This window comes from Roseixanthobacter psychrophilus (assembly GCF_043195195.1).
Classification (GTDB): Bacteria; Pseudomonadota; Alphaproteobacteria; order Rhizobiales; family Xanthobacteraceae; genus NCEH01.
Genome location: NZ_JBAFWT010000162.1, coordinates 1 through 700 on the forward strand (window position 1 = coordinate 1; position 700 = coordinate 700).

At 70.9% G+C, this 700-nt stretch carries 1 protein-coding gene; it reads left to right on the forward strand.

Translation table 11 applies throughout. From position 1 onward, the window contains the following. Positions 1-700, forward strand: a 700-nt coding sequence (locus V5F77_RS29005; RefSeq protein ID WP_429008504.1) for an AAA family ATPase, incomplete at both ends; no start/stop codon positions are given.

Below are 700 nucleotides of genomic sequence, written 5' to 3' on the forward strand. Positions count from 1 at the left end.
AAGCCCGCGGCCTTGTCCTGTCCGGCGAGCAGGCTGACGCGCTGGCGCACGTCACGGACGGGCGCGGTCTGGGCGTCGTCGTCGGCTATGCCGGGACGGGGAAGAGCGTGATGCTGGGTGTGGCGCGCGAGGCTTGGGAGGCGGCGGGCTACGAGGTCCGGGGCGTGGCGCTGTCCGGCATCGCCGCCGAGAATCTGGAAGGCGGATCGGGCATTGCGTCCCGCACCATTGCCAGCATGGAGCATGGCTGGGCGCAGGGCCGCGACCTTCTCACATCCCGCGACGTTCTGGTGATCGACGAGGCGGGCATGGTCGGCACGCGGCAGTTGGAGCGCGTGCTATCCCATGCCGCCGACGCTGGCGCGAAAGTCGTCCTGGTCGGCGATCCACAGCAGTTGCAATCCATCGAGGCGGGCGCGGCGTTCCGTTCGATCCACGAGCGCCACGGCGGGGCGGAGATCGGCGAGGTGCGCCGCCAGCGCGAGGACTGGCAGCGCGACGCCACCCGCGACCTGGCGACCAGCCGAACCGGCGATGCGATCCACGCCTACGACAAGCATGGTATGGTCCATGAGGCCCCGTCACGCGAGCAGGCGCGCGGCGACCTGATCGACCGCTGGGGCCGCGACCGGCAGGCGAACCCGGACGCGAGCCGCATTATCCTCACCCACACCAACGACGAGGTGCGCGCGCTCAACGA